Raw genomic sequence first — 24,946 nt, 5'->3', positions numbered from 1 at the left:
CGGTAGCCGCTTCAAAACTGTTTCAAAAAGGTCAAATCGTTTTCAAACATCATGCGTAAATCATCAATACCAAAATAAAGCATGGCAAGCCGGTCTATCCCCATGCCGAAAGCCCAGCCCTGGTATTCTTCAGGGGAAATATTCACTGCCGCAAGCACATTGGGATGAACCATTCCACAACCTAATACTTCCAGCCATCCCGTAAATTTGCAAGAACGGCAACCCTTACCAAAACACTGGGTACATTCTATATCCACTTCCGCTGAAGGTTCTGTAAATGGAAAATAAGAAGGTCTGAAGCGGAGTGCCAATTCTCGCCCGAAGAAATGGGCAAAGAAATCTTGCAATAGCCCCTTAAGACCGGTCAGTGTTGCCTGCTTATCGATTAGCAAGCCTTCTACCTGATGAAACATGGGAGTATGGGTAACATCTGAATCACAACGGTATACACGCCCTGGAGCAATTAACCTTAAAGGCGGCGTCCGCCTCTCCATAGTACGGATTTGTACAGGGGAGGTATGGGTACGTAGTAAACGTCCGTCACCGAAATAAAAGGTGTCATGCATTGCCCTTGCTGGATGATGACTTGGAATGTTCAGTGCTTCAAAATTATAAAATTCTGTTTCAACCTCCGGACCTTCAACAATATCAAAGCCCAGTCTGCTGAAATAATTATTGATTTGCTGCTTGACCTGGGTGACAGGATGCAGCGATCCTTGCTTGCCCGCGCGGCCAGGCAAAGTAACATCAATGCGTTCAGCATTCAGTTTTTCCTGCAGATGAGCCTCTTTAAGCTGCAGCAATTTCTCTTCGATTAACGTGCTGATATCCCGTTTGGCCTTATTAACCAACTGCCCCACTTTGGGCTTTTCTTCAGGCGACAAGCCCGCCAGTCCTTTAAGAATCTCAGTCAACTGTCCCTTTTTTCCCAAATAATCCACGCGAATCGCTTCCAGGGCAGCCATATCTTGTGCCTGTGCAATTGCAGCAGCAGCTTGTTGCTGTAACAGGATAATATCTTGCATAATCCTTACCTACATGTAAAAAAGGAGGCTAATGCCTCCTCGTTAGAGCTTATTGTATTAAACCAGCCGTATCCATCTGAATAAACAAGCGGTCAATCTGCTATCAATAGCCCTTAATTATCACGAATAACATCTTTAAGCAAGTGCTGCGCTTGCTTTTTCTGCTATTGCGGCAAAAGCGGGCTTATCGTATACAGCCATATCAGCCAGCACCTTACGGTCTAACTCTATTTCAGCTTTTTTCAAGCCGGCAATCAATCGACTATAAGACAAACCGCACTCTCTTGCCTGTGCATTAATACGAGTGATCCACAATGCCCGAAACTGACGCTTCTTTTGTCGGCGATCGCGGTATGCATACTGGCCAGCCTTAATAACCGCCTGCTTGGCAACACGATAAGTCCGGCTGCGGGCACCATAATAACCCTTGGCCTGATCTAAAATTTTCTTATGACGCGCTTTTGCGGTCACACCACGTTTAACTCTTGGCATTTTTTATCCTCCTCTTAACTACCGTGCAACATACGCTCAGCAAGACGCGCATCACATTGCTTTAAAGTACCTGAAGCAACCCGCAGATGACGTTTCTGTTTGGTTGATTTCTTGGTGAGGATATGGTTTCTATAAGCACGGCGGCGCTTGATAGCACCACTGGCTGTCTTACGGAAGCGTTTTTGCGCTCCACGATGTGACTTTAACTTAGGCATAACATATTACTCCGCATTTGCTCTGCTACTGATAAAGATATAGCTAACAACCGGCTAAATTCCAGTCTTACAGCAAGGTTTTCCCTTACTGATTTAGCTACTTATTTTTCTTTGGTGCCAAAACCATCAATAGTTGGCGGCCCTCACGTTTTGCATGCTGCTCTACAACCGCATACTCTGCTGTATCCTGCTGCAGACGCTCCATGAGTTTCATACCAATTTCCTGATGCGCCATTTCACGACCACGAAAACGTAACGTTACTTTGACCTTATCACCATGATTTAGGAAACGAATCAGGTTGCGTAGCTTGACCTGATAATCCCCAGTTTCCGTCGTTGGACGGAATTTTATCTCTTTAACTTGAATTTGCTTTTGCTTTTTCTTCGCTTCAGCTTGTTTTTTACTCAATTCAAAGAGGTATTTGCCATAATCCATAATGCGACAAACAGGGGGCTTCGCAGTGGATGAAATTTCAACCAAATCATAGCCACCTTCTTCAGCCGCACGTAGGGCTTCCCTTGTTGATACAATTCCCACCTGATTGCCATCGACATCAATTAAGCGTACCTCAGGTACATTGATATGTTCATTAACTCGTGCGCGATCGCTATCACGCTTATTTGATGCACTAATAGTTTGATCCTCCAAATGGTTAGTAATTGCGGCCTTTTGCAGCAATTTCCCGCTGCAGAATATCGCAAACTGTATCAATGCTTACCACGCCCAAATCCTCTCCTTCTCGTGTACGCACAGCGACAGAGTTACTTTCGACCTCTTTATCGCCAATCACCAGTAGGTAAGGAATTTTTTGTAAAGTATGCTCGCGGATTTTAAAGCCTATTTTCTCATTTCTCAAGTCAAAATTTGCCCGAATCCCCTGTTTTTGTAAAATTTCGCTTACTTTGCAAGCAAAATCATGCTGCTTATCACTAATAGTAAGAACCATAGCCTGTACAGGAGCCAGCCATAATGGAAAACGACCAGCATAATGCTCAATTAAAATACCCATAAATCGTTCAAAGGAGCCTAAAATAGCACGATGCAACATCACTGGTGTTTTTCGGCTGCCATCTTCGGCTACATATTGAGCATCCAGCCGTTCTGGCATGGAAAAATCAACCTGGATAGTCCCACACTGCCAAATTCGACCCAGGCTATCGGATAATGAACACTCAATTTTAGGTCCGTAGAAAGCACCTTCACCCGGCGCATCCAGCCACTCGATTCCTCTTTCCAGCATGGCATGCTTCAGCGCATCCTCCGCTTTATTCCAAACTGCATCGCTGCCAACGCGTTTCTCAGGACGCAAAGCCAAACGGTACTTTATCTCCGTGAAGCCAAAATCAGCATAGACAGACTGCACCAGCTTAATCATCATTGAGACTTCAGACTGAATTTGTTCCTCAGTACAGAAAATATGCGCATCATCCTGCACCATATTTCGCACGCGCATTAAACCATGTAAAGAACCGGAGGGTTCGCAACGATGGCAATTACCAAATTCAGATAATCGCATGGGTAAATCACGATAACTGCGAAGTCCCTGATTATATATCTGGATATGACATGGACAATTCATTGGCTTAATTGCATATTCGCGGTTTTCTGTTTCGGTAATGAACATTTCATCGCGAAAATTAGCCCAGTGGCCTGATTTCTCCCATAAGACCTTGTCCACCAATTGCGGTGTCTTAATTTCCTGGTAACCAAAATCGGCCAACCGCTCACGCATATATTTTTCCAGCAGTTGATATACTGTCCAACCCTTGGGATGCCAAAAAACCATACCAGGAGCAATTTCCTGAAAATGAAACAAATCCAGGGCCTTACCTAATTTTCGATGGTCACGCTTCTCAGCCTCTTCCAAACGATGCAAATAAGTGGCCAATGATTTTTTATCGCTCCAGGCGGTCCCATAAATGCGCTGCAACATTTCATTCTTTGAATCGCCCCGCCAATAAGCACCTGCCAATTTGGTTAATTTAAATGCCTTGAGATAACCCGTGGAAGGAACATGGGGGCCCCGGCAAAGATCCTCAAAATCACCCTGCTTATATAAGGAAAGCACTTCTCCTTCGGGAATATCAGCTATGATTTTTGCTTTATACTCTTCCCCCAGGCTGCGAAAATAGGCGATTGCTTCATCACGGGGCATCTCCCTGCGGCTAACGGGATGATCAGCCTTAGCCAACTCATGCATCTTCGCCTCGATAAGCTCCAGATCATCAGGGGTAAATGAGCGGCCAAAAGCAAAGTCGTAATAGAATCCATCTTCAATGACAGGTCCTATTGTTACTTGAGCACTGGGAAATAACGCCTTTACTGCCTGTGCCAATAAATGAGCGGTAGAATGACGGATGACTTCAAGACTGGCCTCTTCCTGTTTCTCTGTGATAATCAGCAAATCACAGTCTCGCTGAACCAGGAAACTGGTATCAACCAATTTACCATCGACCTTGCCAGCAAGTGCGGCTTTGGCCAACCCCGGACTAATAGCTTGGGCAACCTCATACACTGTGACAGGGTGCTCGAAATGTTTTAAAGTTCCATCAGATAATTTAACGTTTGGCATCTTGTTTTTTCTCCGTCCCTTAGACAGATAAATTTTATCAATCATAATTGCAATGGCAGTTAATCGCCAGAGGCATCATCCACAAAGGAAATAATCGCATCGATCCCGATAAAAAAAAACCCTGGCAGGCAGGGTTAAGTTTGGTAGGCACGAGTGGGATCGAACCACCGACCACCACCATGTCAAGGTGGTGCTCTACCACTGAGCTACGTGCCTATAATTCGCTCTTTAAATTAAAGATAGTGAGCGATTATATAGAAGCAACTCCAATAAAGCAATGTTCTAAAATGATTATTTCGCAAAAGAGAGGCTTGAACCTGCTAGCAGGTTCAAGCCACAGTTACCGCGAGGTTAACTGCTATAGTTATACCACCTTCCTTCCGGTAGGACTCTCTTGGCTGAGTTAATTAACCAAGCCTACGACCTATTGTTCCATCTTAGACCGTGAGATTTTCCTTCTGGACTTTGAAACTTTCCTTCGTTTCATGGTCATTATCGCAGTTTAATTTCTAAAGTCAACATTTAATTTCCAAACGAAACAAAAAGTTTCTTAAATTCCGCCTGTTTGCTCTGTAGAAAACTCTTTGTTACAATTAATGACTCATTTATACAGGCATTTTAAGCTCCGATGGATAAAGTTGATTTAACAAAACAGTTCGCCTATCGATTGCGAGATGCCATGGTTGCAGCCGGATTCAACTCTCAACGCTCCATTTCCGGGGTTTGTATCCATAAATTAGCCGAGATTACCGGTTATTCCTTACAAATCTGCAGAAAATATTTGCGGGGGGAGGCAATTCCTGAACCAATGAAAATTGTAGAAATCGCATCGAAACTTCAGGTTTCGCCTGGCTGGCTTTTGTTTGGCGACAGTTATAATGACAGCGTTCTTGAAAAGGACAAGATCACTATTTCCAAAAAATTGCTGCATTACGTTTTATCTCAGGCAACTAACCTATATAATACCGCCCGCCTGGATAACGTTCCTGATTTTCTTCTGGATCTAATCAATGACATCAGTCAGATTAATGCCAACGAAGAACAATCGAAAAAAATTATCGACCTGGCATTATCATCTGTTAAGTATTTCAATCATTAGCATGGAGCTTATTAAGTATTATTTATGGAAACTCGTCGTACAGAAGTCATACCACACCCACAGCTCCTGGATATGCTTTTTGCCTTTAAAGGCCGAGTATCTGGCGTATTCAAAGATGTTCTTGGTCTTCATGAAATTAACCATATCGCTGTTAGCCGAATTAATGCAAACCATGAAATTCTCACCTTCTCATCGACACCGGCTATGGAGTTTAATCTTTTTAGCGGCAATCTCTGGCGCTTTGACAAGACTTACCAGCCCGATTGGTTCGAGCGCTGTACCCAGGCTGAATGGCCGTCCCTGTATACTCAGGAACGATATGATGAGCTCTACTACATTAAGCAGATAAAACACCATTATCCAATTGGATATTCATTAGCGGCCAAAACAGACAACGCTTTTTTTATTTACTCTCTGGCAAGCTCACGCGCCTGTCTAAAGACAGGGGAACTTTTTATCACCCATTATGAAGATTTTTATAAAATAGGGCAGTATTGCAGCAATATGCTAAATTCACTTTTTCTTACCTGCGATCATTCCTCCAGCGACCTCCAGCCAATGGAGGCAGCAGTATGAAGCATCAAACCAAAATCATTTTAGGTGGATTGCTGGGAAATATGGTTGAGGCTTATGATGTATCGATATGCTACTTCCTTTCGAGTGAGCTCTCGCGGGTCTTAATCGGTGATAACAAGGGGCATCCCACTGTCGTTCTGGCACTGATTTTTCTTGCCTATCTTGCCAAACCAATTGGTGCCTTTATTTTAGGTTTGCTCTCCGACCGCTATGGCCGAAAAAATGTATTAACCCTTTCGATTCTTATCATGGGCTGCTCAACGACCTTAATTGGCCTTATCCCAAGCTTTCAGCAAATAGGCCTTCTGGCTGCCGGATTATTGTTAATTCTGCGCATGGTTCAAAGTATGGCATTGGGATCTGAGTTTCTGAACTCCGCTTCATTTCTGGTCGAAAGCGGGAATGAAAAACAACGTGGCTTTCGCGGCTGCTGGTCATCTGTTGGCGTAAAAGCCGGTTATCTGTTTGCCTGTATAGTAGTTGAAATTATCCATAGTCTGAATACTTCTTATCCGGCTTATGACTGGTTATGGCGTATCCCCTTTATTTTAGCCTTAACCACAACCTTATTAGGCGTTTATATACGTTATTCCATGCCAGAAAGTCTGGCCTATGTGATCTATTATGCAGATCATGCCAAACCTACTACTGGCTTGATTTATCGTAGATCATTATGGTTTATTAAAAAATACCCTTTCTTGTTCAATTATGCCTTTTTTGCAAGTTTTCTGTCCGTTGCAACCGGGTTTTTCTTTTATTTATACATCCCCTTACACGCTGTGCAATATTCTCAGTTGCCTCGCGCCTTTATTATCAACTCCACTACGATATCTTTGGTTTTAGTCACTATCCTTATCCCTGTCTTTGGCTGGATTTCAGATAGACAGGATCGATTAAAAATGCTCTCTGCAGCAACCTGCGGCTTATTATTTCTTTCCTATCCATTTATGAGTGCTGTCAACTTTGGCAGCGCGCCTTATTTTTTGCTGATGCAGATGATGATCTCTATCCCCTGTGCCTGCTACTATAGCGTTTCCTCTGTGATATTGACTGAACTTTTCCCCCTGCCAATTCGCTGTACCGCCTTGTCTATTATTTTTTCCATAGCAGCCAGCCTGGCAGCGGGACTTCCCCCCCTGCTTTCCGATTACCTCGCACGGACAACCCATTTACCCAACTCTCCAAGTCTTATAATGATTTTACTTAGCTGTATTGTATTGATAAATATAAAAAAATTAGCCAGCGACTATCGGGTAAGCGCGAATCAATACAACGTTGTTTCATTTGAAGAGGATGAGGTTCCTTTTACCATCCAGTATCAAAGGCCGGTGATGAGTTAACATACAAACTCGGATGGGAATGACAAGCACTCAATCGCCAAGTAAGAGACAAGCTCAGATTAATAAGCTGCGGAAATATCTGTAATGGTAAGTGCTCCAGTCAAATCACCAACTAAAAAGCGGAATGCATTAAAGGACACGGGTACAGGACCGAAGCCAAGCGTAAATGGTGCCGTTACAATCGTGCTTGTACGAAGCAATGTCCATCCGCCATTAAAGGCATAAGTCCGGATATAAAATTGCTCGCCATCATCTATTTCAAATAACTTTCCTTCGGAATTTGCACTCCCTGTCTTATCCTGAAATCCAATAACCTGATACCCATTGCCAGGGTTTCTCAATACATACAAATAACCATTCCTTCCTCCATTAACCATCATTACGGGGATTAGGAAAGTGTCATCCTCAGGCGTATCAGGCGTCTCATCATCAGAAATTAATAAAACCGGCTCGCCATTTAGCATTGGCCAATTATTAAGATTATCATTTCTGTTAAAACTGACTGTCCCCGCTTCCCCGGAGCTGTCCGGGTTTTGTAAACCAGTATAACAAGGGAGGGCAGGCAGGTTATTATTTCCGTCATCGAAAACATTAGTACAAGAATCGCTGCCGACCACCGCATATAATTCATCATAATCATTTGTGATATCTACCGTATAACTAGTACCATCAAAATTCAGGTTATTGGGTACAGCCCGCAAGCCAGCTGTATTGGCAGTGTAAAAAGCATGATATTCACTTACCAGGTCAATATAACTCTGAGGAAAAAAAGCAACGCCTTTAATCCTGAGATGAGCAGGGTAATCTGTGACATACTGTGCAAGGATAGAAGGAAAATATACAGTTAAGCCGTGAGAAGCGTCTCTGTTAGGGCTATTTTTAAAATATTTTACTGCTGTTTGAACCGCCTCCTTTACTCTGTTTGTTGCCTGCACTACCAGTGGATCATGCGGAAACCGTTGTGTTATTGAAGCGGCAAACTCCCATAAATCAACCACATCGGTGCTACTGTTATCCCACACTGAAGTGTTATAATCCGGCGCCCTGAACCTGCTTCTCGCTATATTTTTCCAAGAAGCTACATCTAAATTGGCATAAGGATGCAACGCATTCGCAAAAGTAGAAATTGCAGATAGCAGAGCCGGCATTTTTGAGGAGTCGATAAGCGACAGAGTGGTGGAGTCTTCCTGATTCTGTGCTGTAAAACCGTTAATAATTTGCACACCAATAGACAAGCCAGTCGCCGCAGGATGGTTTTCAATGTAATGCAGGAAAGTATTATATTGCCAGCCATTACCTGGCTCCAAATCCTCCGAGCCGATTAAATAACTGGTATAGGGATACAAACCTGCAAAGGTTTCCACATTGCCCAATAAGCAAGCATCAAAGCCAATAATCTCAAACTTTTTGCCAGTTCTGGAGAACGCGCCTTTTGTCGCAACAGCAAGTTGGCTAATTGAGGTGGCAGGCGGAGGTGTCACTTCATCTCCACCGAAACCACCATTCGGTCCTCCGCCATGATCCCAAAAAATCAGGATATATTTTTCGGCCGGATAGGTATTAATCCCCCACTCCATAAAATTTTGTATTGTTTGGGTTGCTCCCATACTAACAGAGCCTAAATCCTGAATCAGTGAGACAGAACCTGGGAAAACAATTTTGCGCTGTACAGTCCTCCAACCCGGTTTATTTGCACCTCCGGTTTCCAGAATAATATTCATATTTGCGCTTGAACCAACAGTCATCATTTGCCGGATATTCGCTGTTGCATAATTTCCCTGTGACTCCAGATCAGAGCCAACCATATAAACCAAAACAGTATACTTTGCAGGAGCGGCGGTAAATTCGATAGAACTGATTAATGATGTTCTGCCGTTATAATCGATACTCAAGTGACGCCGGAAAACACCGCCTGTCGGTTTAATAGTCAGTGTAATTCCACAGGAAGCATTAGGGGCCAAAAATGCGCCACAGGTTGTATTGATGCTGAGGACAGCATTAGGTTGATTATCGCCATCATTAACTACAGTAATCGCCCTTATTGGTAAATTTTGAGTCTGCACATTATTACGGATGCTATAATTCAGCGTTTGAACCTGGCCAACCGCCATATTGCTGACTAACGGCACTGAAATAAATTCCAATGGTAGCCTGACTGTTGATGCATTTGCTGCAAAACAAAAAGAGCTTAATAAATTAACCCAATATTTACGCATATTTTAAGCCTGTCTTAAAAGTTAAGGGGTCAAATATAATCCGAATAGAATGGTGTTTGAGCGTAAAGAAAAACGCGCAGGATTAATTGAGGCAGAAGCCCCATCGAGTATTCCTTCACTTCCAGTCTTAATCGTCCCAAAATTACTATGCAGGAAATTAACGGAAAGCTTAAGTTTATTAGAACAGTGGTAAAATAAACCAACGCCAATTTCGGAAACCAATCCTTTTTTGGTTTTATCGAATAAAAATAAGTTACCCCCCACTACACCCAGGTTAGGTTCATCAGAATAACTTACTTGTGTCCATCCAGGACCTACCCCTCCATTAACAAAAAGGGACATTTGCTTATGCGTTACAAGCGTTAAAATAACATCAGCCATTAAACGCGTGCTGTCGATAGATAACCGATAATGGTAATTACTCATGCGGGGATCTTGGTATTGTTCAATCTGCCCCTGAGCAGTTCGATTAAAAAAATCATGACTTGAATACCGCAGGTACAAGGCCGTTCTTAAAGCAGGAAACCAGGTCAATCGGTGGGAAGCAGAGAGTTCTTTGAATGGTATCACATACGTCATTCCGAAAGCCACCTCACCAATTAACGGATTATCCGTTTGGTGCAGGTTATCTACTTCTGTCTCAGTAATGCCAAAGGTTGAATTTCCCAATGTTAACTTGGAGAAACCTAAATTAGCAGACAACTCAATTTGATTGGATCCCAGTCTATCTGCAGAGCAGGCCGGAGCAGTGATAAGAATTAAAACAAAACCAATAAACCGCCACAGAGGACTCATTATCCTTGTCATTTAAAGCAAATCCTTTCAGCAAATTAAGAATACTAGCAGCCGCTAAGCCAAGTCAGGATCTGCGATCCATGCTTTAGCAGCTGTCAGGATTTTTTGTTCGAGTCTATACAATCACTGTATCTTCTTTTTTAAGGCCACTTATATTGGCCTGTGAGTGATTTCTTTGATCAAGAATATGACAATAATTTTGGCGTTTCAGTGGATCTTTCTCTTTAGCGCATAACTCTTGAAAAGTGTTTAAGGTCCTATCGCTTTCTGAAGTGGAAGCAAACGATAATAAAGGAATTAAACAACCTGCTATTATTGCCAATTTTCTCATGCAAGGATCCTTTATATAAGTTTTAAGTCAGGATTAATCATAAAGAACATTCCATAGACTCTGCAAGATGCAGTCTGAAAAAATTTATAGGCATTCTTGATGATTGATATCCCTCTCTTGCCGCATGACACTGCATTCACATCAATTAATTGCCCTTGATAGTACAGTCTCCTGCCGACTTGGCGGATTATAACACAATAACATTTTTTTTCTCAAATATTCCTGAGCGGCAGACAAAATCATGGTTTGTCCATATTGTGCAATGCTCCTGTCATTATTATCCAGAATGGGCCTGTCGTTTGAAAAATAAATTTCCAGCTGCGCGGAATGACAATTTTAATTTCTCCTGACCCAAGGGATTATCAGGGCGAATTTGCACTGTTCTTTTAGCAAATATTGGGTATACTTCCTTGTCACTAATAAATAGTCTTTCTATGATAAAAACAAAACCCTTTTTAAAATGGGCCGGCAACAAATATCGTTGTATAGAAACTATTTTATCTTCCTTGTCGCCTGCAAATCGACTGATTGAACCATTTACTGGCTCTGGTGCTATCTTTGTCAATTCTGATTATCCAGGTTACTTATTAGCTGAACAAAACGCTGACCTGATTAACCTGTTTAAGTTTCTTCAGCTCGAGGGCGAGGGATTCATCGACTACTGCGAAGCATTTTTTTCCTATGAAAACAACTGCGAAGCAAAATATTATCAATTTCGTGAACAATTTAACCAAAGCACTGATTTAAAGTATAAGGCAGCCCTTTTTCTTTATTTAAACAGACATGGTTACAATGGCTTATGCCGTTATAACCAGCGAGGCTTATATAATGTTCCCTTTGGGCGCTATAGAAAACCTTATTTTCCACGACAAGAGATGACCCATTTTTATCAAAAGAGCCACAAGGCACAGTTTGTTGTAAGTGATTTTCGCCATACTTTCTCCCAAGCCAAAACAGGCGATTTAATCTACTGCGATCCTCCTTATGTTCCCCTGTCATCCAGCGCAAATTTTGCATCGTATACACATAAAAAATTCAAGGAACAGGATCAACTTGAGCTGGCCCAATTAGCCATGGAAAGTGCGTCACGCGGTATTACTGTCATCATTTCAAATCATGATACAGCGCTAACCCGGCATTATTACCGCCATAGCAAAATTATTTCTTTTCCTGTCAGCCGATTAATTAGCTGTAATCCGCAAAAGCGCCAGGCAGCCCAAGAGATCGTTGCCATATTTGGCTGCTAAGATTGTGGCGCTTGTTTCTATGACGAGATTCAGTTAAGAATGTATGGTCAATCCACAGCTGTTGAAGGAGCATCTTTCATAAAAAAAGCAAGGATCATTACCAACAGTAAAGAAATAGGCAAAATGGAAAGAGCAATCTGGTAATCCGCAACCGTATAAATATGCTCTCCATCAATAACCCCGCTATCGCCAAAAGTATCTAATAACTTCCCAACTAAAGGCTGAAAGATTACTCCCCCCAGGGTGACTATCATATTCACAGCAGCAAACACCGTTCCTGATAATTTAGCGCCACTATTTTCCTTGCCCATGATAAAAACAATAATTTCCGTAGCACTAAAAACCCCATAGAAAAACAATAACAGGTTTAACCAGCCATAAGATATTCCAGGGTAATAGAGAACAAAACTAATGCAAATAAACGCCATTAAAGCCCCTACTGTCAATGGCAAAACACGTCGGCCACTTTTATCCGATAAATAACCAGCAATCGGGGCGCCAACAGCCCAACCAAGAAACATCGCCGAGATAGTTCTTGCCGCTTCTATTTTCGTTAAGTGATGAGCTTGCTCTAAATAATTTTTTCCCCATAACTCGCCGAAAACAGATAATGAGGTATACAAGCAGGCACCAACAAAACCAATCAGCCAGACCTGGGGGGAGCTTAAAACCTGCCACACATTAGCAAAAAATTCAGGCAAGGGGTAACTGTGGGCCTGATGACCTTCCGGCCCATCGCGGACAACAAAGAATGTGACAACAGTGAGTATTGCGCCAATAATCACCATCCAGGTTAATACATGATGCCAGCCTAATGTAACAGCAACGTTAGTGATTTTCACTTCCCCGTAAACAAGCCCTAACATGCCCAATGTAGTGATTAAACCTGCGACCAAAGAAAAATAACGGCGTGGAAGCCAATGCATTGCAAGCGATAAGACCCCTACAAAAGCAAAAGAAGAGCCAAAGCCCACTAAAAACCGTCCGCTTGCTGCTATTACTATTGAAGAGGTATCAGTAAACATCCATGAACCAAGGGCACAGCAAAAACAGGCAAACGTCAACAGACGTCGAGGTCCATAGCGATCCATCAACATTCCCACGGGTAATTGCATAGGTGAATAGGCAAAATAATAAAACGCCGATAACTGACCAAAGGTAGTGGCTGATATATGGCCAAAGGCTTCGCTTAATTCACTTTGTAATGCCCCAGGAATAATCCTTAAAACAAACTCATAACAATAGAAAAAAGCACCTACAGCACAAACCAGGCTGCCATAAAGCACTTGCTTCCTGCTTATTGAATGATTAGTTATCTGCATTAGCATGCGTTTCTTTTAAAAAGAAGGTTAATATTGCCGCGATAATGATTCCTATCGGAACTACCGATAAAGCGAATTGGTAGTCTTCTGCCGTATACAGCTGCTGCAATTTATCAATAGGCAGCATGGATAAGTCCGACACATGGAGAGACAAACTTAAATCCAGTAACCGTCCTACCAACGGCTGAAAAAACATGGCTCCAAGCATCACGATCATGTTAGTCATTGCCATGGCAGTACCGGCAGCTTCTTTAGGGCTAAGTTCTCGACCAACAGCAAAAATAATACATTGAGCACTATATAACAATCCCAAAGAAAACATCAGTACCTGAATATGAAACTCATTCAAACCCGGGAAATACAAAACAATCATCATCACGATTCCAGCCCCGGTTGCCCCAAACAGCATAGGTAATTTACGCCGCTTAAGTCTATCGGAAATATAACCCATCAAAGGGGCACCAATGGTAAAACCAAGAAACAACAGCGAATTGGCAAAGTCAGCATTTGCCTGAGAAAGGCCATGGGCGTGTTTCAAATAAGGAATTCCCCAAAGCTCTGCAAACACAGTCGTTGGCAAATAAACCAGGCAGCCAAACAAGCCATTAATCCATATTTGCTTATTCCTGGTAATAATACCTAAATCAACCATACTTTTTTTGAAGTTATCCACTGTACCGCTTTTACGCTGACGGCTCTTCTTATCCCTTAAACCAAACCACAGTACAAAAACCAGCCCGATTCCAAAATAGGCTGTCAAATTTACAGTCTGCCGCCAACCGACCGTCATCACCAGGTTGCCGAGCAGGTTATCGCCCACCATGGCACCTATCGTCCCCAAAGCGGCAGCCATACCAGAAACCATAGCGAGCTTATCTTCAGGCAGCCAGATGGTTGCCAGCTTTAACACCCCTACAAATGCAAAAGCAGAACCCACCCCGACTAAAAAGCGCCCTGCTGCTGCGACCCAAAATACATTGGTTCCAGCAAAAATAAACGTTCCTACGACGCAAACAAGGCAGGCCAGGGTTATCAATAATCGGGGGCCGTAACGGTCGAGAAGCACGCCAACTGGCAATTGCAGCGGCACATAAGCATAGTAATAAAAGGCAGAAAGCAAGCCGAAACCAGTAGCTGATAAATTAAAGTGGTCACGTAATGCATGCTCCATCACGCTTGGGGAAATACGCAAAAAATACTCATAGCTATAATAAACCGCACCAAGCGCACAAATCAGCCAAGCGGCAATCATGTATTTTTTTTGATTCTCAATATGCAAAATGAGCTCCTTACTTAATGGTTAAGGCCGAGCGCAAGGAGTTAACCTTTTTTATCGAAAACAACTCGGCTGACACCACTTGCTATAGCTGCTTTCGCAACAGCAAGCGTTACCCGCTCCTTTAGGCGGGGGTCGATGGGTTTAGGTATGATATAGTCCGGACCAAAATCCCAATGAGTAACTCCCGGATAATTATCCTTAACAATTTGAGGTGCTGGCTCCTGCGCCAGCTGGCGGATAGCTTCAACGGCTGCTATTTGCATGGCTTGATTGATACACGTCGCACGAACATCCAATGCTCCGCGAAAGATATAAGGAAAACAAAGAACATTGTTCACTTGATTGGGAAAATCACTTCGTCCTGTTGCAATGATTAAATCATTACGAGCCTGACGGGCGACTTCCGGTCGGATTTCCGGGTTAGGATTTGAAAGAGCAAAAATTACCGGCTTTGGAGCCATCAACTTTAAAAGATCCGCATTCAGCAAATCCGGTTTTGCAACGCCAATAAATACATCGGCATCGACCAAAGCATCTGCCAGCGTACGGCGTTTTGTCTTTCTTGCAAAAGCAAACTTGTAGGCGTTTAAGTCTTCGCGTCCGGAATGGATAACACCCTTGCTATCCATAAGAAGCATTTTGTTTTTATCAGCACCTAAAGCTACCAGCAATCGCATGGAAGCGATTCCTGCCGCACCTGCACCAATACAAACAATACGCACTTCAGAAAGTTTTTTCTTTTGTAAATCAAGTGCATTTAATAAACCGGCAGCGACAACAATTGCGGTTCCATGTTGATCATCATGAAAAACAGGAATAGTTAATTGATCAACTAAAGCCTGTTCGATTTCAAAACACTCCGGCGCTTTAATGTCTTCCAGGTTAATTCCACCAAAGGTAGGCGCTATACGTTTTGCAGTGGCTATGAACGCTTGGGAATCTTCAGCGTCAACCTCGATATCAAACACATCAATATCAGCAAAGCGTTTAAATAATACCGCCTTTCCTTCCATTACCGGTTTGCTGGCCAACGGGCCTACATTGCCTAAACCCAGTACAGCGGTGCCGTTTGTCATCACAGCAATCAGATTACCTTTAGCTGTATAACGAAATGCATCTTCCGGGTTTTCAGCAATGGCAAGAACTGGTTCTGCCACGCCAGGAGTATAGGCTAATGACAAATCATCCTGCGAATTTGTCGATTTTGTAACATGCACGGCCAACTTCCCGGGTGTTGGGAATTCATGGTAATCAAGGGCTCGTGCTTTTAATACATCTTTATCCAAAATGCTTACTCTCTTTTCAGACAACCCGGCAAAAAATCATATAGAAAAAAGCCGAGGATTTACAGTCATCTTGCAAAAAAAAGGCGCATATCGATTGCGCCTAAGAGGTAGTCCTCTACAAACTAAATAATTATTTATCTTTACGCTGATAACGAGCGCGGAATCGTTGAACACGTCCGCCGGTATCAACCAGTTTTTGCTTGCCCGTATAAAAAGGGTGGCAATTGGCACAAACTTCAATACTTAAATCCTGAGCCAACGTTGATCGGGTTCCAAATGTGTGGCCACAACTGCAGGTCACATTAATATTGTTATAAACTGGATGAATAGACGCTTTCATAATACCACTCTCTCTAATTATAAAACGAGTATCGCCACCCGAACTCTGGCCAGGCACCATACTCCAGACTTTAAGATGCGCACATTAGCAGAATTTCCACCCCAGATCAATTTTTCTGCTCAGGGATAAGACGCTCCTCTTCAAAAAAGAGAACCCTGCCTGTTTTAAGATCATGCATGCCAGCCACAATGCCTACTTGCCCCTTTGCTATCAAGTCGCTGATAATAGGGCTTTGCGCCTGGATTTGCCGTGCAACACTCAACGCATTATTCCTTGCTATTGTATTAATTAACTCCAGATTAGAGCAATCCTTAATAGCAGTTGCTTTTTCAGCAGGATTTACACTTGGTTTAATTTTATCAAGGACATGATTAAGATGCCCCAGCTCCACCCCCTCACAAGCGCCCGCCACTGCACCACAGGAAGTATGGCCTAAAACAACAATCAAACGCGATCCGGCTGCTTTAGTAGCAAATTCCATACTCCCCAGTATATCCTCATTAAGGATATTGCCGGCGACACGAAGAATAAAGAGATCAGCAAGCCCCTGATCAAAGATTAACTCAGGAACCGAACGCGAATCCATACAGTTGAGAATAACAGCCCAGGGGAATTGGCCAAAGGATGAACGCTTGGCTTGCCCAAGGTAGTCACGCTGCTGCCTGCTATCTGTTAAAAAACGCTGGTTACCTTCTTTTAAGCGCTGCAATGCCTGCTTGGGGGTCATGGCCTGCTGGGTCATTACCGAAGACGTTTTGCTCATGAGTAAAACATCTTCCACCTTATCAGCATATATTGCAGCACTGGCTAAAAAAGTCAGTATGAGTAACATGCTTTTAATACTATATTTTTGCATTGTATCCATCCCTTGAAAATTAACATCCAATTTATGCCATAGGCAATATTAGCCTGTAAAAGATAGAATATCTATTCCATTACTGATGTCCAGACATTTCCTCTAGCTCAACCCAAACAGGCGCATGATCAGAGGGACGCTCCCATTTACGGGGCACCTTGTCAATTTGAGAAGAATTACAGATACAATTTAATGATTCACTTAATAAAATGTGATCAATGCGCAAACCTCGATTGCGCCTAAAACCTCCCGCCCGATAATCCCACCAGCTGAATGATTGCTCTTCCTGAGGAAAATTACGAAAGCTGTCTGCCAAGCCTAGCGCTAATAAATCAGTAAATGCCTGACGCTCTGCCGGACTGACCAATACACAATCTTGCCATTCCAGCGGATCGTGCACATCTCTATCTTCCGGTGCAATATTAAAATCACCAACCACAGCAAGTTTGGGATAGAGCATCATCTGTTGCTTGATAAAGGCGGTTACTTTTTCCAGCCATGCTAACTTATATAGATATTTTTCTGAGCTCAATTCAGAGCCATTAGGAACATAAAGATTAATCAGGCGCAGATCAGCAACTGTTGCCGCCAGCACTCGGCGTTGCGGATCGGCATATCCCGGAACTTCGCCAATCACCTCTGTTAAAGGATGACGGCTGATAATCGCTACCCCGTTATACGTTTTTTGTCCAGTATAGGCAACGTGATAGCCCAGTTCGGCAAACACGTTTTTAGGGAAATGTTCATCAACCAGTTTTGTTTCCTGCACAGCCAAAATATCGGTGGCTGAAGATTCCAGCCAATTTAAAACCTGCTCAAGGCGCACCTTTAAAGAATTCACATTCCAGCTAGCCAGTTTAAGCATACCAGTCTCCCGCATATTCAATCATTAACGGCGCATGATCAGACCAACGCGCATCACGATACACAACCGCCTTTACCACACTCTCTTTTAAACCCGGGGTAATCACCTGATAATCTATCCGCCACCCCACATTATTATCCCAGGCACCAGGATTGCGATAAGACCACCAGGTATATTGATGTTCTTCCTCGTTAATCACCCGAAAGGCATCAACAAAACCCATCGAACCAAATAACCGATCCATCCATGCCCGCTCCTCAGGTAAAAATCCTGAGTTTTTCAAATTACCTCGCCAGTTTTTCAAATCAATTTTTTTATGGGCAATATTATAATCGCCACAGAGTATTAATTCACGGCCTTCGTTTTTTAGCATCATTAAATGGTTGGCGAAACGCTCTAAAAAATCAAATTTTACTGTCTGCCTTACCTCACCACTTGTACCTGAAGGCAGGTACAGTGAAACCACACTCAGCCGGGGATAATCAAATTGAAGGTACCGCCCTTCATTATCACAGTAATCAAAGCCAAGACCCTTTTTGATTTGAAGAGGTTTGTGACGAGCATAGATTGCAACCCCGCTATAGCCTTTCTTTTGCGCATCATAATATTCACAAAAATAACCGTGAGGATAATAAAGCGTTTCTGGCAATCTTTGTTCTGACTGGATTTTAGTTTCCTGGATACAGACAAAGTCAACGTCCTGAGCTGCCAACCAATCAAAAAATCCATTGCGTGCTGCAGCACGAAGACCATTGGCATTAAAAGTAATTATCTTCACGTGATCACCGATTAAAAACAAAAATATCTGATTAATATAAAGGCAAAAAACCCGCTCATTTTAGGAAGTGAATGCCCTTATTAAACCGATGGGGACAATAACATGGCAATACTGCCTAACCGCTTCCCTAATCGCTTCGCTAACGTCATTTCATCCTGACTTATCGGGTTATCATTGGCCATGCCAGCAACGTGGGTAACCCCATAAGGAGTACCTCCTGTCTGAGTCAGGTTAAGACTCGGTTCCGTATAAGGCAAACCAATAAGCACCATTCCATGATGCAGTAAAGGCAACATCATGCTTGTCAGGGTAGTTTCTTGGCCCCCATGCATCGAGGAAGAAGAGGAAAAAACACAAGCAGGCTTATCAACCAGATCGCCAGCAAGCCATAAGGTCGTCGTGCTATCGAGAAAATATTTAAGCGGTGATGCCATATTGCCAAAACGGGTAGGACTCCCCAGGGCAAGGCCGGAGCAATCCCGCAAATCATCCAGGGTCGCATAAGGGGCACCACTATCCGGGATGGCTCTGTCAACTGCTTCACAGGTTGCCGAGATCGGCGGTACGGTGCGCAATCTGGCTTCAATGCCCTCGACGCTTTCAATGCCTCTTGCGATATATTGCGCAAGTTGGGCCGTAGCCCCATAACGCGAATAGTAGAGTACCAGGATATAGGGTTTAGTCATTTTTTTCCCTTTCAAAAAAACCAGTATATCCTAACTGCTAACAAACTGCTGTACAACAGTTCTGTAAGCAGCAGCTCCCTCTCTGCGATTTATTTCTTGGTAATAGAACCATCTGTTGACTAGAATAAAGGGTAATCAACATCTTACTGCTGCAAAATAATTTAAACAATCAGGACTGCCAATTTCATGGACTGGAAAAAACTGCTAATCACTAAATTCGATGAAGCAAAGCGCTTTATTTTATTCGTAGCCGAGCATTTCATTAAAGATGATTGCACCTACAGGGCTTCAGCATTAGCATTTACCAGCCTGCTGGCGGTTGTTCCTCTGATGACAGTAGGTTTTGCAATTTTATCTTCCTTTCCGGTATTCCAGGAATTCTCCGGTCCTGTTCAGGACTTTATCTTTGAAAATTTCGTCCCTGCAACCGGGAGAATTGTTCAAGACTATCTGCAGGAATTCACGGCACAGGTTTCAAGGCTATCCATTTGGGGCGTTGCCATTCTGTTTTTCACTGCCCTGTTAGTGATGTTTACCATAGAAAAAGCAATGAACAGGATCTGGCGGGCTGAATCAACCAGAAGGGGCGTTTATGCCTTTTTATTATACTGGGCTATTTTATCCCTGGCACCCGTATTACTTGGCTTAAGTTTGGCAGCAAGTTCTTATGTGCTTTCGATTCCTTTTATTCAGGAACATCATACCCCTTTATTTTTACTGAACAGCATTCCTTTTTTCTTATCGTTGTTTGGTTTTACCTTCCTGTATGTGGTTGTTCCTAATTGCCAGGTTAAACTCAGTCATGGCTTATGGGGGGCATTGGTCGCCTCCCTGCTATTTGAATCGGCAAAACATGCCTTTGCCTATTATCTGGCGCAATATAACACCTATCAATTATTATATGGTGCTTTTGCAACTGTCCCTATATTTTTCGTCTGGGTATATTGGGTTTGGGTTATTACGCTGCTGGGTGCAGAAATCAGTTATGCACTTTCAGTCCATCATGAGAGGCGTCCTGGAAAACCTATGGATGGATTCTCCCATGCCGTATTCTGGCTCCACCGTCTTTGGCTGGCACAAAGAGAGGGAAAAGGGATAACCCGCGAGGAATTAGTCAGCGCCTGTTCCAAGCCGTTTGCGGTCAATGTCGACGACATGATTAACGAGCTGGTTGGCCTGGAACTAATACATCACGCGGAAAATGGTGAGCTAATGCTAAGTCGCAACTTAAACCAGATTAGTCTTTATTGGCTTACCCAACACTTGCCCTACCGACTTCCTTCTTCTTATGAATTGATAACAGAGAAAATGCTTCATGGCAAATGGCAACCCGTACTGAGTAAAATTGATACCCATTTGCAGGAAATCCTTGATATCGATCTCAATCAGCTGTTTAGCCAAAACCTTGTAAACGAGGCTTGGCCGAAACATCCGGAGAAGAAGGAATAGCAGGCAGGAAACTTTCAAGAGCCTGTGTTAAATCCTGAAATACATTTTCCCTGCCCAGGCGCTTTATAATGCCTGCTTTTTCAAGCTTGGCCTGCACTCGCTCATTAGCACCAGTCAACAGTACATGAACCTGACGTTTATGAAAATGCAAAATTACATCCTCCAGGGTACGAAGCCCTGTAACATCTATAAAAGGAACCCAACCTAACTTGATAATTAGCACCTTGGGCAAGGCATGTATATTTTCCAGTGTCCGTTCAAATTTCTCTACTGCCCCAAAGAAAAAAGGACCTTCGACAGCATAAATTAATATTTCTTGTGGTAAATTACCTGGACTTGGTTTGTCATATTGCTCATGTAATTCTTGAGCGTCAATCTGATGAACCTCTACACTGGAGGCCATGCGCCGTAAAAATTGCAGTATTGCTAAAACCACACCGACATAGACCGCAACAATTAAATCTACACCAATGGTTAACCCAAATGTAGCTAGCAAGATCATAACATCCGCTCGCGGAGCAGATTTAACTATCTTAATAAAATGATGGGCCTCACTCATATTCCAGGCAACAACAAATAAAATAGCAGCAAGAACGGCCAAAGGCACATGTGCTGCCAAAGGGGCTAGAAAAACAATAATTAGCAGCAGGGTTATTGCATGGATAACACCAGCAAGAGGACTGGTACCTCCATTGCGGATATTGGTTGCTGTACGAGCAATAGCGCCTGTTGCTGCAAACCCACCAAACAGCGGAGTCATGATATTGGCAATTCCCTGGCCAATTAATTCCTGATTAGAATCATGTCGCGTACCCACCATTCCATCAGCCACTACAGCAGAAAGCAACGATTCGATTGCGCCCAGCATAGCTATGGCGAATGCAGGTCCAAGCAACTCGCTTAGACGTGCTGAAGTAATCTCAGGCCAATGCAAATCAGGCAATCCTTGAGGAATACCGCCAAAAGTACTTCCAATAGTCGAAATGTCTTCAAAATGAAATAGCGCTTGTAGTCCTGTGGCCACAACCAAGGCAACTAAAGGGCCGGGAACCCTTTTCAAGCCTGGTAATCTGGGAGAAAACAGTACCAATAGTAAAGAAAATAATGCAAAGCCTGTAGTCGTCAGATTGAATTGGGGAAATACTTGCAGTAAATGTAAGAGTTTTTCATGAAAATGTTCTCCGGAAACAGCCGGCAAGCCAAAAAAATCTCGCCATTGTCCCACCCAGATTACAACCGCAATCCCTGAAGTAAAACCAACAATAACCGGATCAGGAATAAATTTTATAATTGTACCTAACCGCATAGTACCCAAAAGCAAGAGGATTAGCCCTGCCATTAAAGTAGCAATTTGCAGGCCTTCCACACCATACTTCGCGGTAATGCCAGCAAGGATAATAATAAAGGCACCTGTTGGTCCTGCAATTTGCAGCCGACTACCGCCAAATAGAGAAACAAGAAAACCTGCCACAATGGCAGTATATATTCCCTGCTCTGGCTTCACTCCAGATGCAATAGCGAAAGCCATCGCCAGTGGCAAGGCAACTACCCCGACGATAATCCCTGAAATAATATTAGACAACCAATGCTGACGTTTGAATAATCCTGCACGGTAGGCTTCCAGGAAAGCAATCATGATAATCTATCAGCCAGGTAACGGAACACAATGGCAGCAATTATATCACTTTTTCCAACTACTTTACGATAATCATTTACTTTATCGTTAGGAGGCATCTTCCGGGCATCCAAATCCGGAAGACGTTTAAATACAGCTATCTTTCAATTAAAGAATATAGCGTGTTAAATCATCATCATCGACTAATTTACCCAAATGTTTCTCAACGTATGCTGCATCAATATGAACGGCTTCGCCTGCCTTGTCCGTGGCCTCGAACGAAATAACTTCCAGCAATCGCTCCATCACCGTATACAGGCGACGTGCGCCAATATTTTCTGTTCTCTCGTTCACTTTCCAGGCAACTTCTGCAATACGGCGGATTCCAGTCGGATCAAAGGTCAATTGCAAGCCCTCAGTAGCCATCAGGGCAGTGTATTGCTCCGTTAAAGAAGCGCTTGGTTCAGTCAAGATTCGTACAAAATCACCGACGCTCAGCGCTGATAACTCCACCCGGATAGGCAAACGACCTTGTAATTCGGCAATCAGATCAGAAGGCTTTGCCACATGAAAAGCACCTGAGGCTATAAATAAGATATGATCTGACTTTATCATGCCATATTTCGTGGATACTGTTGAACCTTCCACTAAAGGTAACAAATCGCGTTGAACACCCTCGCGCGAGACGTCCCCGCCACCATGTTCCGCGCGTTTGGCTACCTTATCTAACTCGTCGATGAAAACAATGCCATTTTGCTCAACACTTTCAATAGCACGGGTTTTGATATCTTCCTCATTGATTAATTTTGCAGCTTCTTCCTCACGTAGAATTTTCATTGCCTTGGCTATGGTAAGTTTACGTGTTCGGGTACGGCCGCTGCCTATCTGCTGAAACATCGATTGTAACTGACTCGTCATTTCCTCCATGCCTGGAGGCGCCATGATCTCCACGCCTACCTGAGCGGCTGATAATTCTATTTCAATCTCATTATTGTCCAGCGTACCTTCCCGCAGCTGCTTACGGAACACCTGGCGTGTAGAAGAATCTTTCTCCCCCGCTGTCAGGCTACCTCTTGGGGGAGGAAGTAAAACGTCCAAAATCCGCTCTTCTGCAGCTTCTTCAGCCAAATGCTCTACTTTCTTCATTGCTGTTTCACGCTCTTGCTTAACAGCAGTATCCGCGAGATCACGGATAATTGAATCCACATCACGCCCTACATAACCGACTTCAGTAAATTTAGTCGCCTCAACCTTGATAAAGGGCGCTTGCGCCAATTTAGCCAGACGTCTGGCAATTTCTGTCTTACCGACTCCCGTTGGCCCAATCATTAAGATATTTTTGGGCATAATCTCATTACGTAAAACAGTATCTTCAATTTGCATACGCCGCCAACGATTGCGTAAAGCAATCGCCACCGCCCGCTTGGCTTCATCTTGTCCAATTATGTGCCTATCCAGTTCCTGTACAATCTCCCGAGGAGTCATCATCATTGTGTTATTCATCGCTATCCAATTCTTCAATAGTTAAATTGTGGTTCGTATAGATGCAAATATCACCAGCAATAGCCAAGCTTTTACGGACAATCTCCATTGCTGATAACTTGGTATTTTCCAGTAAGGCGCGAGCAGCTGACTGGGCAAATGGGCCCCCGGAACCAATAGCGATTAACCCACCCTCAGGCTCAATTACATCGCCATTTCCGGTAATAATTAAGGAGGCCTTGCTGTCTGCCACCGCTAACAGCGCTTCTAAACGCCGCAAGATTTTATCTGTCCGCCAATCTTTGGCAAGCTCTACAGCCGCACGTACCAAATGCCCCTGGTGCATCTCAAGCTTACGCTCAAAGCGCTCAAAAAGCGTAAATGCATCCGCGGTACCGCCAGCAAAACCTGCTATTACCTTTTCCTTGTACAAACGCCTAACCTTACGAGCGTTTCCCTTCATGACAGTATTGCCCATGGTAACCTGTCCGTCACCACCAATAACTACTTTCTTGCCTCGCCTGACCGATAATATGGTTGTGCCACGATATTGTTCCAAAATACATCCTCGTTTAAGGGTTAATTTTTCTTTAAAATGGGGGTGAGAGAAAAAAAATCAATGGAGTAAAGCTAATATTTGTCATCCACAGGATACGTCACATTTTTCACAAAGGCCTTTCAGCTCAATAATATCCTGTCCAATATGAAAATGATTCTCCTGTGATAACTGCTGTACCAGATTATACATGGTGCTATTGTATACTTCCTGCACCTGGTGGCAAATATTGCAAACCATAAGTATTTCAGAAGGCAAATGCTTTTCCGGCTCATGACACAGGGTATAAGACTGAATGGACTCAATCTTATGCGCTACTCCATAATTCACAAAATAATCAAGAACCCGATAGACAGAAGGCGGTGTGGAATTCTGCTTTAATTGCTGGAGCCTGTCCAGTATCTCGTATGCCTTAAGCGGTTTCTCACTCCCCCAAAGCACAAACAACACACGCCTGCGTAATGAGGTTAGCCTAAGATTAATCGAGTCACAATAAGTGAGAAACAAGGCTGGATATATCATA

25 protein-coding genes and 1 tRNA gene are annotated in these 24,946 nt (G+C 43.3%); 5 read left to right on the top strand and 21 right to left on the bottom strand.

Annotated features, from left to right (window positions below; all coding sequences use genetic code 11):
* Positions 1–11: 11 nt before the first annotated feature.
* The 6 genes from pheS to E1O65_RS04960 form a co-directional block, all read right to left on the bottom strand.
* On the bottom strand, positions 12–1,025 hold the full coding sequence (gene pheS / locus E1O65_RS04985; RefSeq protein WP_133132492.1) for a phenylalanine--tRNA ligase subunit alpha: 1,014 nt from the start codon (positions 1,023–1,025) through the stop codon (positions 12–14).
* A 135-nt stretch (positions 1,026–1,160) separates the two neighbouring features.
* Entirely contained in the window at positions 1,161–1,517 is a 357-nt protein-coding gene (gene rplT / locus E1O65_RS04980) for a 50S ribosomal protein L20 (protein WP_133132491.1), read from the bottom strand.
* Positions 1,518–1,531: 14 nt separating this feature from the next.
* Positions 1,532–1,732 carry a 50S ribosomal protein L35 gene (rpmI, locus tag E1O65_RS04975; protein WP_133132490.1) on the bottom strand — a complete coding sequence of 67 codons (201 nt, stop codon included), beginning with the start codon at positions 1,730–1,732 and terminating at the stop codon, positions 1,532–1,534.
* A 97-nt stretch (positions 1,733–1,829) separates the two neighbouring features.
* Positions 1,830–2,366, bottom strand: coding sequence for a translation initiation factor IF-3 (gene infC, locus E1O65_RS04970; RefSeq protein ID WP_133132518.1), 537 nt, complete (start codon positions 2,364–2,366; stop codon positions 1,830–1,832).
* Positions 2,367–2,385: 19 nt separating this feature from the next.
* A complete protein-coding gene (gene thrS / locus E1O65_RS04965) occupies positions 2,386–4,305 on the bottom strand; it encodes a threonine--tRNA ligase (protein WP_133132489.1) in 1,920 nt (639 codons plus the stop codon).
* A 141-nt stretch (positions 4,306–4,446) separates the two neighbouring features.
* Positions 4,447–4,521, bottom strand: a tRNA-Val gene (locus E1O65_RS04960).
* Positions 4,522–4,933: 412 nt separating this feature from the next.
* Between E1O65_RS04960 and E1O65_RS04955 the strand changes: the two genes are divergently transcribed.
* The 3 genes from E1O65_RS04955 to E1O65_RS04945 are packed head-to-tail and all read left to right on the top strand — an operon-like array spanning position 4,934 to position 7,320.
* The gene (locus tag E1O65_RS04955; protein WP_133132488.1) at positions 4,934–5,404 is read left to right on the top strand and encodes a helix-turn-helix transcriptional regulator; all 471 of its coding nucleotides are present in this window, start codon (positions 4,934–4,936) and stop codon (positions 5,402–5,404) included.
* 24 nt (positions 5,405–5,428) lie between these two features.
* Positions 5,429–5,980 carry a hypothetical protein gene (locus E1O65_RS04950; RefSeq protein WP_133132487.1) on the top strand — a complete coding sequence of 184 codons (552 nt, stop codon included), beginning with the start codon at positions 5,429–5,431 and terminating at the stop codon, positions 5,978–5,980.
* Positions 5,977–7,320 (top strand): MFS transporter, encoded by a 1,344-nt coding sequence (locus E1O65_RS04945; protein ID WP_133132486.1) that lies wholly within the window; start codon positions 5,977–5,979, stop codon positions 7,318–7,320. Before E1O65_RS04950 ends, E1O65_RS04945 begins: the two co-directional genes overlap by 4 nt.
* Before the next feature lie 59 nt (positions 7,321–7,379).
* Here the strand turns inward: E1O65_RS04945 and E1O65_RS04940 are convergent, their stop codons facing one another.
* The 3 genes from E1O65_RS04940 to E1O65_RS04930 all read right to left on the bottom strand — a co-directional run bounded on the left by E1O65_RS04940 (position 7,380) and on the right by E1O65_RS04930 (position 10,662).
* Positions 7,380–9,536 (bottom strand): clostripain-related cysteine peptidase, encoded by a 2,157-nt coding sequence (locus E1O65_RS04940; RefSeq protein ID WP_133132485.1) that lies wholly within the window; start codon positions 9,534–9,536, stop codon positions 7,380–7,382.
* 21 nt (positions 9,537–9,557) lie between these two features.
* Positions 9,558–10,343 (bottom strand): hypothetical protein, encoded by a 786-nt coding sequence (locus E1O65_RS04935; RefSeq protein ID WP_133132484.1) that lies wholly within the window; start codon positions 10,341–10,343, stop codon positions 9,558–9,560.
* Positions 10,344–10,446: 103 nt separating this feature from the next.
* Complete coding sequence (locus E1O65_RS04930; protein ID WP_133132483.1) at positions 10,447–10,662, bottom strand: hypothetical protein; 216 nt, start codon at positions 10,660–10,662, stop codon at positions 10,447–10,449.
* A 434-nt stretch (positions 10,663–11,096) separates the two neighbouring features.
* Here E1O65_RS04930 and E1O65_RS04925 point away from each other — a divergent pair, with 434 nt between their 5' ends.
* Complete coding sequence (locus tag E1O65_RS04925) at positions 11,097–11,909, top strand: Dam family site-specific DNA-(adenine-N6)-methyltransferase (protein ID WP_133132482.1); 813 nt, start codon at positions 11,097–11,099, stop codon at positions 11,907–11,909.
* A gap of 47 nt (positions 11,910–11,956) precedes the next feature.
* On the opposite strand, the gene E1O65_RS04920 is transcribed toward E1O65_RS04925, so the two are convergent.
* The 8 genes from E1O65_RS04920 to wrbA all read right to left on the bottom strand — a co-directional run bounded on the left by E1O65_RS04920 (position 11,957) and on the right by wrbA (position 19,321).
* The gene (locus E1O65_RS04920; protein WP_133132517.1) at positions 11,957–13,231 is read right to left on the bottom strand and encodes an MFS transporter; all 1,275 of its coding nucleotides are present in this window, start codon (positions 13,229–13,231) and stop codon (positions 11,957–11,959) included.
* Entirely contained in the window at positions 13,218–14,510 is a 1,293-nt protein-coding gene (locus E1O65_RS04915; RefSeq protein ID WP_133132481.1) for an MFS transporter, read from the bottom strand. The genes E1O65_RS04920 and E1O65_RS04915 overlap by 14 nt, the downstream gene beginning before the upstream one ends.
* Positions 14,511–14,551: 41 nt before the next feature.
* Entirely contained in the window at positions 14,552–15,796 is a 1,245-nt protein-coding gene (locus E1O65_RS04910) for a malic enzyme-like NAD(P)-binding protein (RefSeq protein ID WP_133132480.1), read from the bottom strand.
* Between the two features lie 130 nt (positions 15,797–15,926).
* Positions 15,927–16,136: a 50S ribosomal protein L31 gene (gene rpmE / locus E1O65_RS04905; RefSeq protein ID WP_133132479.1), complete on the bottom strand. Its 210-nt coding sequence runs from the start codon at positions 16,134–16,136 to the stop codon at positions 15,927–15,929.
* Positions 16,137–16,242: 106 nt separating this feature from the next.
* Entirely contained in the window at positions 16,243–16,968 is a 726-nt protein-coding gene (locus E1O65_RS04900) for a carbonic anhydrase family protein (RefSeq protein WP_242601538.1), read from the bottom strand.
* Positions 16,969–17,071: 103 nt separating this feature from the next.
* Entirely contained in the window at positions 17,072–17,857 is a 786-nt protein-coding gene (gene xth, locus E1O65_RS04895; protein ID WP_133132477.1) for an exodeoxyribonuclease III, read from the bottom strand.
* Positions 17,850–18,635 carry an exodeoxyribonuclease III gene (locus E1O65_RS04890; protein ID WP_133132476.1) on the bottom strand — a complete coding sequence of 262 codons (786 nt, stop codon included), beginning with the start codon at positions 18,633–18,635 and terminating at the stop codon, positions 17,850–17,852. Before E1O65_RS04890 ends, xth begins: the two co-directional genes overlap by 8 nt.
* Before the next feature lie 80 nt (positions 18,636–18,715).
* A complete protein-coding gene (gene wrbA / locus E1O65_RS04885) occupies positions 18,716–19,321 on the bottom strand; it encodes an NAD(P)H:quinone oxidoreductase (protein WP_133132475.1) in 606 nt (201 codons plus the stop codon).
* A gap of 186 nt (positions 19,322–19,507) precedes the next feature.
* Here wrbA and E1O65_RS04880 point away from each other — a divergent pair, with 186 nt between their 5' ends.
* Complete coding sequence (locus E1O65_RS04880; protein ID WP_133132474.1) at positions 19,508–20,770, top strand: YihY family inner membrane protein; 1,263 nt, start codon at positions 19,508–19,510, stop codon at positions 20,768–20,770.
* On the opposite strand, the gene E1O65_RS04875 is transcribed toward E1O65_RS04880, so the two are convergent.
* The 4 genes from E1O65_RS04875 to E1O65_RS04860 all read right to left on the bottom strand — a co-directional run bounded on the left by E1O65_RS04875 (position 20,715) and on the right by E1O65_RS04860 (position 24,945).
* Positions 20,715–22,406 carry a SulP family inorganic anion transporter gene (locus tag E1O65_RS04875; RefSeq protein WP_133132473.1) on the bottom strand — a complete coding sequence of 564 codons (1,692 nt, stop codon included), beginning with the start codon at positions 22,404–22,406 and terminating at the stop codon, positions 20,715–20,717. The two genes, E1O65_RS04880 and E1O65_RS04875, sit on opposite strands and share 56 nt — an antisense overlap.
* 147 nt (positions 22,407–22,553) lie before the next feature.
* A complete protein-coding gene (gene hslU / locus E1O65_RS04870; RefSeq protein ID WP_207384227.1) occupies positions 22,554–23,876 on the bottom strand; it encodes an ATP-dependent protease ATPase subunit HslU in 1,323 nt (440 codons plus the stop codon).
* A 4-nt stretch (positions 23,877–23,880) separates the two neighbouring features.
* Positions 23,881–24,426 carry an ATP-dependent protease subunit HslV gene (gene hslV, locus E1O65_RS04865; protein WP_133132472.1) on the bottom strand — a complete coding sequence of 182 codons (546 nt, stop codon included), beginning with the start codon at positions 24,424–24,426 and terminating at the stop codon, positions 23,881–23,883.
* Between the two features lie 81 nt (positions 24,427–24,507).
* Positions 24,508–24,945 (bottom strand): transcriptional repressor, encoded by a 438-nt coding sequence (locus E1O65_RS04860; RefSeq protein WP_133132471.1) that lies wholly within the window; start codon positions 24,943–24,945, stop codon positions 24,508–24,510.
* Position 24,946 lies beyond the last annotated feature (1 nt).

Source organism: Legionella sp. W10-070 (assembly GCF_900640175.1).
Classification (GTDB): domain Bacteria; phylum Pseudomonadota; class Gammaproteobacteria; order Legionellales; family Legionellaceae; genus Tatlockia.
The sequence above is the reverse complement of the archived record's forward strand: the minus strand, read 5'-3'. Positions and strand labels throughout refer to the sequence as shown.

Coding starts and splice junctions, on each gene's coding strand:
- E1O65_RS04955 (WP_133132488.1), top strand. CDS start 4,934: ATGGATAAAGTTGATTTAACAAAACAGTTCGCCTATCGATTGCGAGAT.
- rpmE (WP_133132479.1), bottom strand. CDS start 16,136: ATGAAAGCGTCTATTCATCCAGTTTATAACAATATTAATGTGACCTGC.
- E1O65_RS04875 (WP_133132473.1), bottom strand. CDS start 22,406: ATGATTGCTTTCCTGGAAGCCTACCGTGCAGGATTATTCAAACGTCAG.
- E1O65_RS04860 (WP_133132471.1), bottom strand. CDS start 24,945: ATGATATATCCAGCCTTGTTTCTCACTTATTGTGACTCGATTAATCTT.
- pheS (WP_133132492.1), bottom strand. CDS start 1,025: ATGCAAGATATTATCCTGTTACAGCAACAAGCTGCTGCTGCAATTGCA.
- E1O65_RS04925 (WP_133132482.1), top strand. CDS start 11,097: ATGATAAAAACAAAACCCTTTTTAAAATGGGCCGGCAACAAATATCGT.
- E1O65_RS04880 (WP_133132474.1), top strand. CDS start 19,508: ATGGACTGGAAAAAACTGCTAATCACTAAATTCGATGAAGCAAAGCGC.
- wrbA (WP_133132475.1), bottom strand. CDS start 19,321: ATGACTAAACCCTATATCCTGGTACTCTACTATTCGCGTTATGGGGCT.
- thrS (WP_133132489.1), bottom strand. CDS start 4,305: ATGCCAAACGTTAAATTATCTGATGGAACTTTAAAACATTTCGAGCAC.
- hslU (WP_207384227.1), bottom strand. CDS start 23,876: ATGATGATGACTCCTCGGGAGATTGTACAGGAACTGGATAGGCACATA.
- E1O65_RS04940 (WP_133132485.1), bottom strand. CDS start 9,536: ATGCGTAAATATTGGGTTAATTTATTAAGCTCTTTTTGTTTTGCAGCA.
- E1O65_RS04945 (WP_133132486.1), top strand. CDS start 5,977: ATGAAGCATCAAACCAAAATCATTTTAGGTGGATTGCTGGGAAATATG.
- E1O65_RS04900 (WP_242601538.1), bottom strand. CDS start 16,968: ATGTTACTCATACTGACTTTTTTAGCCAGTGCTGCAATATATGCTGAT.
- xth (WP_133132477.1), bottom strand. CDS start 17,857: ATGCTTAAACTGGCTAGCTGGAATGTGAATTCTTTAAAGGTGCGCCTT.
- E1O65_RS04950 (WP_133132487.1), top strand. CDS start 5,429: ATGGAAACTCGTCGTACAGAAGTCATACCACACCCACAGCTCCTGGAT.
- rplT (WP_133132491.1), bottom strand. CDS start 1,517: ATGCCAAGAGTTAAACGTGGTGTGACCGCAAAAGCGCGTCATAAGAAA.
- rpmI (WP_133132490.1), bottom strand. CDS start 1,732: ATGCCTAAGTTAAAGTCACATCGTGGAGCGCAAAAACGCTTCCGTAAG.
- E1O65_RS04935 (WP_133132484.1), bottom strand. CDS start 10,343: ATGACAAGGATAATGAGTCCTCTGTGGCGGTTTATTGGTTTTGTTTTA.
- E1O65_RS04920 (WP_133132517.1), bottom strand. CDS start 13,231: ATGCAGATAACTAATCATTCAATAAGCAGGAAGCAAGTGCTTTATGGC.
- E1O65_RS04930 (WP_133132483.1), bottom strand. CDS start 10,662: ATGAGAAAATTGGCAATAATAGCAGGTTGTTTAATTCCTTTATTATCG.